This window comes from Bacillus sp. JJ1609, assembly GCF_036967045.1.
In the GTDB taxonomy this organism is placed as follows: Bacteria; Bacillota; Bacilli; order Bacillales; family Cytobacillaceae; genus Mesobacillus.
On sequence record NZ_JBALSS010000008.1, the window covers coordinates 48,776 to 58,975 of the forward strand.

8 protein-coding genes are annotated in these 10,200 nt (G+C 41.3%); 2 read left to right on the forward strand and 6 right to left on the reverse strand.

Going from position 1 to position 10,200, the window contains the following annotated elements; translation table 11 throughout:
- Positions 1–187: 187 nt before the first annotated feature.
- A complete protein-coding gene (mobB, locus tag V7654_RS09025; RefSeq protein ID WP_335430016.1) occupies positions 188–715 on the reverse strand; it encodes a molybdopterin-guanine dinucleotide biosynthesis protein B in 528 nt (175 codons plus the stop codon).
- Positions 703–1,968, reverse strand: a complete 1,266-nt coding sequence (locus tag V7654_RS09030) for a molybdopterin molybdotransferase MoeA (protein ID WP_335430017.1) — start codon at positions 1,966–1,968, stop codon at positions 703–705. Before V7654_RS09030 ends, mobB begins: the two co-directional genes overlap by 13 nt.
- A gap of 344 nt (positions 1,969–2,312) precedes the next feature.
- Between V7654_RS09030 and ric the strand changes: the two genes are divergently transcribed.
- Entirely contained in the window at positions 2,313–3,011 is a 699-nt protein-coding gene (gene ric, locus V7654_RS09035) for an iron-sulfur cluster repair di-iron protein (protein ID WP_335430018.1), read from the forward strand.
- 39 nt (positions 3,012–3,050) lie between these two features.
- On the opposite strand, the gene cls is transcribed toward ric, so the two are convergent.
- The 3 genes from cls to V7654_RS09050 all read right to left on the reverse strand — a co-directional run bounded on the left by cls (position 3,051) and on the right by V7654_RS09050 (position 7,613).
- Positions 3,051–4,562, reverse strand: a complete 1,512-nt coding sequence (gene cls, locus V7654_RS09040) for a cardiolipin synthase (protein ID WP_335430019.1) — start codon at positions 4,560–4,562, stop codon at positions 3,051–3,053.
- Positions 4,563–4,851: 289 nt separating this feature from the next.
- Positions 4,852–5,868, reverse strand: coding sequence for a GTP 3',8-cyclase MoaA (gene moaA, locus V7654_RS09045; RefSeq protein ID WP_335430020.1), 1,017 nt, complete (start codon positions 5,866–5,868; stop codon positions 4,852–4,854).
- Positions 5,869–6,113: 245 nt separating this feature from the next.
- Positions 6,114–7,613, reverse strand: a complete 1,500-nt coding sequence (locus V7654_RS09050) for a nitrate/nitrite transporter (RefSeq protein WP_335430021.1) — start codon at positions 7,611–7,613, stop codon at positions 6,114–6,116.
- A 387-nt stretch (positions 7,614–8,000) separates the two neighbouring features.
- Here V7654_RS09050 and V7654_RS09055 point away from each other — a divergent pair, with 387 nt between their 5' ends.
- Positions 8,001–8,699 carry a Crp/Fnr family transcriptional regulator gene (locus V7654_RS09055; protein WP_335430022.1) on the forward strand — a complete coding sequence of 233 codons (699 nt, stop codon included), beginning with the start codon at positions 8,001–8,003 and terminating at the stop codon, positions 8,697–8,699.
- 169 nt (positions 8,700–8,868) lie between these two features.
- Here the strand turns inward: V7654_RS09055 and V7654_RS09060 are convergent, their stop codons facing one another.
- A complete protein-coding gene (locus V7654_RS09060) occupies positions 8,869–9,990 on the reverse strand; it encodes a TIGR04053 family radical SAM/SPASM domain-containing protein (protein ID WP_335430023.1) in 1,122 nt (373 codons plus the stop codon).
- Positions 9,991–10,200 lie beyond the last annotated feature (210 nt).

Sequence of the window (10,200 nt, forward strand, 5' to 3'; positions counted from 1 at the left end):
GGGGCTGGCGCTGAGCCCGCAGGAGTCTGCGCGCCTTCCACTCCAATCAACAGGGTTTCAAAACTGAACTTTGAACTGTATTTATCGACAATCTGTGCTGAACAAATAATTTCATCCTCTATTTTTCGCATTGTATGTTTTGTCCAGTTACATTCAAAAAACCCTTTCAAAAAGTCTCATTTGCAATCTATGTGAAATCGGCTCTAATATAATGGGTTAGCCAGACAAAACCAGACGCATCACTCGAATGAAATGCTGGGATTTCTTGGTCCATGAGATGTCTTGCCAGACTTGCATCACGATAAAAAATGACTTTTATATTAGGCAGTTTGTCAAGAAGCTCTAGATCTCCCTCATCCCTAAGAATGACTGCCTTTGGATACTTTTCGTTTTTGTATCCTTCAATAAGAATCACATCTGGTTTAAAGAAAGAAAGCATCTCGATTTCGTCCCATAGTGACCACTTTTTTTGTTCTGCCTGGATAAGGATCCTGCCTTCTCCTTCAACGAGTGAGACGGCTGCACCTGCTGCAATAAGGCGCCCCGAATCCTTTGTTTCATTTACCTCTGGCTTTCCGCCGTGACCATGGTGCTTGATTGTAGCAATTTTCAGCCCGGATGCAGATAAATGTTCTATCAGCTTTAGACTTAATGTCGTCTTGCCGCTGTCCTGATATCCTGCAACCTGGAAAATGATCGGTTTTACCAAGGCCACTCACTGCCTGTGTGATCTTCGAGCATAAGAACATCAACTTCCATCCCCTGCTCGAAGCCTCTTGTGCCGCCAGGAAGGATCATCAGCGAGTTCGCGCCTGCTAAGCTCATTATGATATTTGACTTATCGAGACCGCTCGGAGTTACAATGAGCTTTCCATCCTGGATTGTCAATGCGCTTCTGACAAACCTTGTGAACGGATTTGCTTTCGGGAAATTAGCGTCAAGAATTGCTAATTCCTTTCTTAGATGCGGCAGCTGTGAGAATAGCATTGTCCTGATAATTGGGCGCGCAAACAGTTCAAAGCCTACATAACAGGCAGATGGATTTCCAGAAAGTCCAAATAACAGCTTTCCGTCCAGCTGAGCTACAGTTGTTACGCTGCCTGGTCTCATCGCTACTTTATTGAATAGAACCTCGGCACCCATCTTGGCATAAATTTCAGGCAGATAATCATAATCTCCTACTGAAACACCACCAGTGGTGATGAATAAATCGACATCCTCAATTGCCTTACTAACCGCTTCGAAGCAGGTATCGAAATCGTCAGGCAGCTGTCCAAAGTATTTCACTTCTGCTCCTGCACGCAGGATTTGAGCCGAAATCATATAGGAATTGCTATTTCGGATTTTTCCAGGCTCAAGAGGTTCATCAACATCTAGCAGCTCGGTTCCAGTTGCATAAAGCCCGATCACCGGTTTTTTCGCCACAGGGACTTTTGCATAGCCAAATGTGGCTAGCATTGCCTGGATCCCTGGATTGATAAAAGTACCTTTTTTGACAAGCACTTCCCCCTCCTTAGCATCCTCCCCACGGTAGGAGACATTATCACCCTTATTATGCTTGCGCTTTGTTTCCATATATTTTTTTCCGTCTCTCTCGACTTCTTTTGCCAATTCAAACATGACAACCGCATCAGCACCAACTGGCATTTGCGCTCCTGTCATGATTCTCACTGCCTGAAAAGGCCCAAGCTCTTTATCAGTCAGCATGCCTGCTCCAATATGGTCCACGACCTCAAACTCAACGGCCTGGGATTGAGAAGCATCCTGTGTGTCAATCGAACGAACTGCATATCCATCATACGGGGCCCTGTCAAAATGCGGAACGTCACTTGTTGCTTTCAGATCCTCAGACAGATAACGACCGTAGCTTTCATTAATCGAAACGTACTCAGTTGAGCCATTTTTCTTATGCTCCATTACCCTCTGTACGGCCTCTCCAATTGGAATAGGGTTTCTTTTCTCTAACATATATAATCAGCTCCTATTGCAGGTTAAAACTTATCTTGGCTCTTTTCGTGTATCTTGCATTTTTACTTAACAGGAACTTAAAGTCCTTGAAAAAAGTGCCACAATTCATTCTTAGTGTACTTACTACAAAATATTGTGAAAAAAGCCTTTTAGTAACATTACGCTTTTCATTATAAGAGTAATGGAAAAATGAAAATATAACAAACCTCACAGTAATCACTTCTAAAATTCCCTATAAATATGTAGATTTTTTGTGAAGTGTGATGCACATCACCAGTTAGTTAATCCAATTCCTATATGATGAGTTTGTAAACACTAATAATAAATATATGGAGGTTTTTTACATGAAAATGCCTTTTAATCAAAATTCCTTAGTTAAAGATATTGTTAATTTGTTCCCTCAATCCAGTGATTTATTCAAGAAGAACCGTCTCGATTTTTGCTGTGGCGGCAATCGACCACTTGCAGAAGCAGCTGCCGAACAGAACCTTAATGTCCCGGCGATCATTGCGGAGCTTGAAGATCTATATAAAAAACATAATGGAACTGCAGATAGCATGGAGGTTTGGACAGAAACCGATTCAGAAGTCCTGATTGATCATATTAAAAATAAGTATCATCGTGAACTCGAGGAAGAGCTTTCCATGCTTAGCCCATATGTAACCAAGGTTTCTAAGGTACATGGAGATCGTCATGAAGAGCTTTTAAGGGTATATGAACTCTTTTATGAGTTAAAAAAGGAATTGCTTGAGCATACCGCCAAGGAAGAAGCGACAGTGTTCCCGATGCTGCTGCAGCTGGATTCAGCGGATTCCGATAAGCGCAAAGAGATGATTTCTGAAATCACTGAACTTGAAAAAGAACATGATCATGCAGGCTCTATCCTTAAAGAATTGCGCGAAATAACATCCGATTTCACCCCGCCAATTGATGCATGCGGAACATATCGTTTAGTATACAAGCGGCTGGAAGCACTTGAAGCTCATACCTTCATGCATGTACATCTCGAAAACAATATTTTGTTCCCTCGATTTATTGCCTAAATCTGAAAAGACCTCATCATGTTGTGATGAGGTCTTTTCCTATAATACTCCTGAAAATAGCCTGGCAAATGACTCCTTCGACCTTTCCATTAACCCACGTTTATAATATTGAACAGGACTGATTTTTTCTGATTCCAGCATATCTTCCTCATAATGGGCGACAAGATCCCTGATTGAGCTTGTGCCAAAAAGGAATACATTCACCTCAAAGTTCAGGTGAAAGCTTCTCATATCCATATTTGCTGTACCTATAGACGCAATATTACCATCTACGATAATCACCTTTTGATGCAGAAAGCCTTTCTTATATGAATAGATTTCTGCCCCACTCTTTAATAATTCCGAAAAATAAGAGCGGCTAGCGTACTGAGTCAGGTAGCTGTCATTAATTTCAGGAACCATGATCCTCACTTCTATTCCTTTTGCTGCCGCAACTCTCAATGCAGTACGGATCGCCTCATCTGGTACAAAATATGGCGTCGCTATCCAAATGGACTTTGTTGCGCATGACATCATTGTATAATAAAAATCGCTCATGATTCCTTGTTGGGTATCAGGTCCGCTCGCTACAACCTGGATAGCACCATCCAGTACTTCGTCATTATCCTGCTTTTTTACAGCAGGATAATTCTCAAGAACACTCTCACCGCTGACATATTCCCAGTCGAGCAGGAACACATTGTGAAGTGTATATACCGCTTCACCCGTAAGCACCATATGGGTATCTCGCCAGAACCCAAAGTTTTCATCCTCGCCAAGGTATTCTATACCAACGTTCAAGCCACCTACAAAACCAATTTCACCATCGATGATAACAATTTTCCGATGATTTCGGAAGTTGAATTTCTGATTGAAAAAGCCATACTTTAGCGGAGAAAATGGCTGTGTCTTGATTCCGGCATCTAACATTTCCTTCAGGTCTTTTGCGGCAAATTTCATGCTGCCGGCAGCATCGAACATGAACAGCACTTCAACTCCCTGCTGCGCTTTTTCTATAAGAATTTCAATGATTTCTTGTCCCAGCCGGTCAGACCTGAAAATATAATATTCAATGTGAATGAATTTTTCAGCTTCCTTCAGCTTCTTCTTAATTTCCGAAAAAGTTTCGTCACCATTTTTTAGGATCCTAGCTTTTGATCCTGTTGTAATTGGTGTGAACGATGCATTCTTGGCATACTGCGCAAAGCATTGCTGATTATCGATCAAGAAGGATAAGTCACGAGACTCTTCCTTTCTCATTATTTTTTCCCATTCATCCCGATCCCGAGTTCGCTTACTTTTGTATAAATAACCCTTTAAGTAAAGCTGTCCGGAAAACAAGTAAAAGAAATAACCCACCACTGGAAATAGGATCAAGACGTACATCCACATCAGTGTGTGCTGAGCAGAACGGTTTTCCAGCACCAGCGAATAGATGCTGATTAAGATAATGATTGCATAGACTATTATGGCTCCACCCTTGACTAATTGACTGAAGCCGGTGAAATACACGATATAAATGCAGGCTATCAAAATAAATACAAATAAAAATTCAATTCTTCTTTTAAGCATTCAGGCATTCTCCAAATCATAAATAAGATATATTTGATTCTGTTTATACCCATAATCAGGTTGTTTGGAAACATAGTATGCACATATTAGCCTTGAGAAAAGCGGAAGCCACTTTATTTATACCATCAAGGCTTGGACAACAAAAGGCTTATGAAAGACTTTGTCCCTGTGAGACATCATACGCATATAAAAGATTTTCCCTCTGCTCAGAGGAAATTCACTCTAATCTAATAGCTATTTTTGCATACACTAATCCCCTTACAAAAAGAAAAAGACCCCCGAAGGAGTCTTAGCCGCCAATATAAGACATTTCAATTTTCTTCCTGTTTGCGACTGTTTCTGCTGTCCGCTCATCTGAATATCTGTCCGTGCGATGATTCCAGATATCTGTTATGCGTGTCCGAAGCTCGTCATCGGTAGCACCCTCTCGAATGAAATCACGGATATCATGGCCATTTCCATTGAAGAGGCAAGTGAATAATTGTCCGTTTGCCGATAGACGCGATCTTGTGCAGCTAGAACAGAAGGACTCCGATACCGATGAAATGAATCCCACATTGATATCAGTACCTTTGTAGCGGTATTTCTTTGCAACTTCCCCGAAGTAATCAGGGTCCACCCTCTCCAATTCATAATGCTCGTTAATAATGTCAAACATTTGCTTCTTTGTAATGACATCATCCATTTTCCAGCCATTGGTGCTGCCTACATCCATGAATTCGATGTAGCGTAACTCAAGGCCTTCCTTCTTGCAGAATTCAGCCATAGGGAGAATTTCAGAATCATTGAGCCCTTTTTTAATTACAGTATTGATTTTCACACCTAAGCCAGCTTTTTTAGCTGCTTTTATTCCTTCGAGCACAGGGCCAACGCCAACATTCCGGCCGTTGATTTCTCCAAAAAGCTCATCCTTCAAACTGTCGAGGCTGACATTGACACGCTTCAAGCCAGCAGCTCTCAACTGCTCTGCATATTTTGGCAGAAGAACTCCGTTTGTCGTTAAGGCAATATCTTTTAGGCCCTCAATCTCATTTAGCTTTTGGACGAGAATCGGAAGATCCTTCCGAAGCAAAGGCTCTCCTCCGGTGAGCCTGATTTTTTCTACCCCAAGTTCAATGAACAATTTTGCCACTCGTTCAATTTCTTCATAAGTCAAAAGTTCACTTTTAGGTAAAAAGGCAAAGTCTGGCCCGAATATTTCGGCGGGCATGCAGTACTGGCAGCGGAAATTGCAACGATCTATTACTGAAATGCGCAAATCTCGAAGTGGTCTATTTAACTGGTCTTTGATTATGTTTTTTACCATATGTGTCAACTCCAATTATAGAAGTAGGATTAGTGAGCGTAATAGCAACAAATGCAATTCACTCTAATATTCTCACACTAACATTATTAGTCCTCTATTTAAATAGTAGAATTTCTCTTTTATATATATTACAACATAAAAATTGTCTGGGTAGTGTTTTTTACCCTTAATTGTCATGATGTTGTCAATTTATAGGGAATGGAAAAAACTGCATTAAACAGTTTAATGCAGTTTTGAAAAGAGCTTTATTTGTTTTTCACTGTTAATTCACTGAACATGCCAACAAAATTCTTTATTTCGCCTGCTTCATTTTTTACAGGGCTAATTGTCAGCCACTCAGGATATATCGTGCCATTCTTTTTCTTGTTCCAGATTTCTCCCTGCCAGAAGCCATTCTCCTTGATTGTTTTCCACATATCCATGTAGAATTCTTCCTCATGCTCACCGGAACGCAGAATGCGCGGATTTTTCCCGATAATTTCTTCCGGGGTGTAGCCTGTCACCGTAGTGAAAGCAGGATTTACTTGTTCGATATTACCTTTTACATCCGTGATCATGACACCTTCGATCGTATGGTCAATGATATTTTTAGCTAAGCTCAATTTGTCCTGGTAATACATCCAGAAGACGATGATCAAGCTTGCTAGTGCCACTTGTGATAAAGCCATGAATCCAATCGCATAGTGTCCAGTCAGATTGAACAAGAATGCGAGCATCAGCGGCGGGAAGAAGCCTCCCAATCCACCCATCGCAGAAACAATTCCATTCACGATTCCTCCTTGTTTGGAAAAATAGAGTGGGACAAGCTTGAAGATTGTACCATTTCCTATACCTGCACAGATGGCTACTGTCAGGCAGCCGATCGTGTATAGTGTCAGCGATGGCATGAATGATAGCAAGATTCCTGAAATCGTCATACCTGCAAACACGAACATCAGAATAATGAAAGAGTTGAATTTATCACCCAGCCATCCTCCAATCGGCCTGAAAAATGTTGCAAGAGCAATAAAGCCAGCAGTCCTTATGCCTGCATCCACCTTTTCAAGATCAAAATGGGTTACAAGGAAGTTAGGCAAATAGATTGTAAAGGCTACAAAAGATCCAAAGGTCAGGAAGTAAAATAAGCTCAATGCCCATAGCTTTTGATTTTTATAAACACTCTTAATTTGTTCTCCTAGAGGTGTGACTACTTTAGGTTCCTTCTTATCTCCTAGCATGAAGTTCAGCAATGCAAAGGCAAGCATCAGGATCAAATACAATTTGACGGTTGTCTGCCATCCGAGCTGGGAGGCGATAACTGGAGCTGAGAAAGTTGAGATCGCAGTCCCAAGGTTACCAACTCCATAAATACCGTTGACGAAGCCGTGGCGCTCTTTAGGAAAATACTTTGGCAGTGAAGTTACGCCTACTGAGAAAACAGCTCCACCGATTCCTACAAACAATCCGCCAATCAGCAAATCTGTATAAGAATCAGCAAGACTAATGAAATAGACTGGGAAAAGCAGCAATGTAAAACTGATGAAAAACAATTTTCGCGCACCATACTTATTTGTCCAATATCCGATGGGAATCCTTAAGACGGATCCAAGGACTACAGGAATCGCTGTTGCCATGGCAATCTGGTTGGCCGACATCTGGATATCCTCTTTTATGAATGGCATTAATGATGATAAGATTACCCACACCATGAACCCCGCTATAAGACTGAGCGTTTGCAACGGAAGCTGAACTTTTTGTGTTTTCATGATTTTTTCTCCCCTTTGAGCTTACTAATTTATTTCCCTAATGGCTTTGAAATTGTCATAGCAGCTTTCTATGGGTAAATCGTAAAAAATTCACAAGCTTTTAGATGTGACGAACTTCACACCTAATTCTAAGTTCATTAAACCGTCACAGATGTCGTCAAACATGTAATTTATCTGCCTCTTTTTATCGATATAATAAAATTAAAGCAATTTGTTTCGGATTTGTGAACAAAAAGGTCCTAGAATGTGACGACATTTTGACACTTACTGCTCCTATATTTAGTTAACACTATGCCGGTGTTATTATTATGACAATAAATACTTTGACACGGTGAACCAGACATAAGTTTAAGTTTTACCTCTTAATAAATGAAAAGGGTGATGACCATGCCACATGCACATAAAGTAACTCATTCAATTGAAATTAAAGAATTGCTCCAGTTTGCTGACAGGACGATCCATGCTAAAAAGGGTTCATACCTGTTCCAGGAAGGAATGGAAGCAGAGGAGCTTTATTTAATCCTTGGTGGCAAGGTCCAAATCAGCAAGGTCACCCAGGATGGACGTGAGCTCGCACTTAGGATTTGCGGGGAAAATGATATTTGCGGTGAATTGACTTTATTCACTGATGCTCCAAAATACCTTTTAAGCGCCCTTATCCTCGAAGATGCAAAAATTGCAGCCATCAGAAAAGATGTCATTGAAAAAGAAATTTTCCAGAATCCATCGCTTGCATTCGAATTCATGAAATGGATGAGCGACCATTTCCGCAAGACACAAACGAAGTTCCGCGACCTTGTACTGAACGGAAAAAAAGGCGCATTGTTCTCAACGCTGATTCGCATGACCAACAGTTACGGTGTCCAAAAGGATGACGGGATCCTCATCGACCTTCCGTTAACGAACCAGGAGCTTGCAAACTTTTGCGGCACCTCCCGTGAAAGCACAAACCGCATCTTGAACGATCTTAAACGTGAAGAAATCATTTCAATTAAAAAAGGAAAAATCCTCGTACACGACGTTGACTTTTTACGCCAGGAAATCGGCTGCGAAAACTGCCCTGCTGTGTATTGCAGTATAGATTGATATCCATTTACATTATGAATACAGAAACGAGTGAGGCTCCTAGCTTCACTCGTTTTTTAATGCATGTGTCCAGTGGACTGTTGATTTCTGCTACAGAGATTCAAAATCAACAGTAACCTTAGCACAGCCTATTGAATAAGCGCCAACGCCATGACGTTGGAGCTCTATTTTAACTTTGTTTCTGTTTTCTCAGTGCTTTTGGAATGTATACGCAGAATGGTTCACTTTCCAGATAGTCTCCGGTCATAGCATAGGCGCGTGAACGGGATCCGCCACAAACATGCCTGAATTCACATACTCCGCATTTTCCTTTATATTCATCAGGATTCCTTAATGACTTGAAAACAGGCGACTCCCTGTATATTTCAGCAAGCGGCTGCTCCCTGACGTTTCCAGCTTTAACAGGTAAAAGGCCACTTGGGTAGACGTCCCCGGTGTGAGAGATAAATACAAAGCCATTTCCGTCATTGACCCCTTTTGGTGCCCTGCCAAGACCATCAATTGAACCTGTCAGTCCTTCTTTAGTCAACGCAGTAAGATAATCGATTTCTTCGGTATGGTCTTTTGCTTCCCGCATTTTTTGCTGGATTACGACCCTGCGGTAATGCTGGGCAGCCGTTGTTTTAATATCGAACTTCACACGTTTGCTTAAGTCATAGAGCCAGGTGAATACCTTCTCATGCTCAACTGGGGAAATCATGTCTTTTTCCTGGCCCCGTCCTGTAGGCACCAAGAAAAACACGCTCCACAAAACACAATCCAGATCTTCAACCATCTTTGCCATTTCATCTAAATAATCAATATTATAACGTGATATAACTGTATTAATTTGAATAGGTATTTCTAATTCATGCAAGTACTTAATTCTTTCCATAGTTAAATCAAATGACCCTGCTGTTCCTCTGAAATGGTCATGAACTTCAGCTGTCGGGCCGTCAATACTGAATGCCCAGCGTGACAATCCTACCTCTTTGGCTTTTTCGATCGCTTCCTTCGTAACATTCGGGGTCGCACTTGGTGTCATAGAAACACGGACACCTTTTTTAACCGCATAGGCTGCGATATCAAAAACGTCCTCTCTCATAAGCGGGTCTCCACCTGTGAAAACAAGCATTGGATTATTCATTTCGTATATTTGATCGATCAGCGCTCTTCCTTCCTCAAAGGACAATTCGCGAGGATCTCTTCTATATTGTGCCTCAGCACGGCAGTGCAGGCATTTCAATTGGCAGGCTCTTGTCAGTTCCCAAATCACAATGAATGGGTCTTTGTTAAAATCTCTTGAAAACATTATTTGGCCCTCCTTCTGTACTTCTCTATAAAAGAAGTATAGAAGTATTTGCAACTTGATTAAGTGAACTACCTCACATAAAAGCGGCTTATTTGATGGTTTGTATGACAATTTTGTGACTGGCAGGCCTTTGGAGGCTTTCAACAAACAACTCGATACGGTTTTAGATCCTTGAATTGTCATCGGAACATCTCTCATAACAACTCGCTC

What these genes read in the sequence shown, in the direction of transcription:
- V7654_RS09030 (WP_335430017.1), bottom strand. Translation starts at nt 1,968, where the DNA reads ATGTTAGAGAAAAGAAACCCTATTCCAATTGGAGAGGCCGTACAGAGG.
- ric (WP_335430018.1), top strand. Translation starts at nt 2,313, where the DNA reads ATGAAAATGCCTTTTAATCAAAATTCCTTAGTTAAAGATATTGTTAAT.
- cls (WP_335430019.1), bottom strand. Translation starts at nt 4,562, where the DNA reads ATGCTTAAAAGAAGAATTGAATTTTTATTTGTATTTATTTTGATAGCC.
- moaA (WP_335430020.1), bottom strand. Translation starts at nt 5,868, where the DNA reads ATGGTAAAAAACATAATCAAAGACCAGTTAAATAGACCACTTCGAGAT.
- V7654_RS09050 (WP_335430021.1), bottom strand. Translation starts at nt 7,613, where the DNA reads ATGAAAACACAAAAAGTTCAGCTTCCGTTGCAAACGCTCAGTCTTATA.
- V7654_RS09055 (WP_335430022.1), top strand. Translation starts at nt 8,001, where the DNA reads ATGCCACATGCACATAAAGTAACTCATTCAATTGAAATTAAAGAATTG.
- V7654_RS09060 (WP_335430023.1), bottom strand. Translation starts at nt 9,990, where the DNA reads ATGTTTTCAAGAGATTTTAACAAAGACCCATTCATTGTGATTTGGGAA.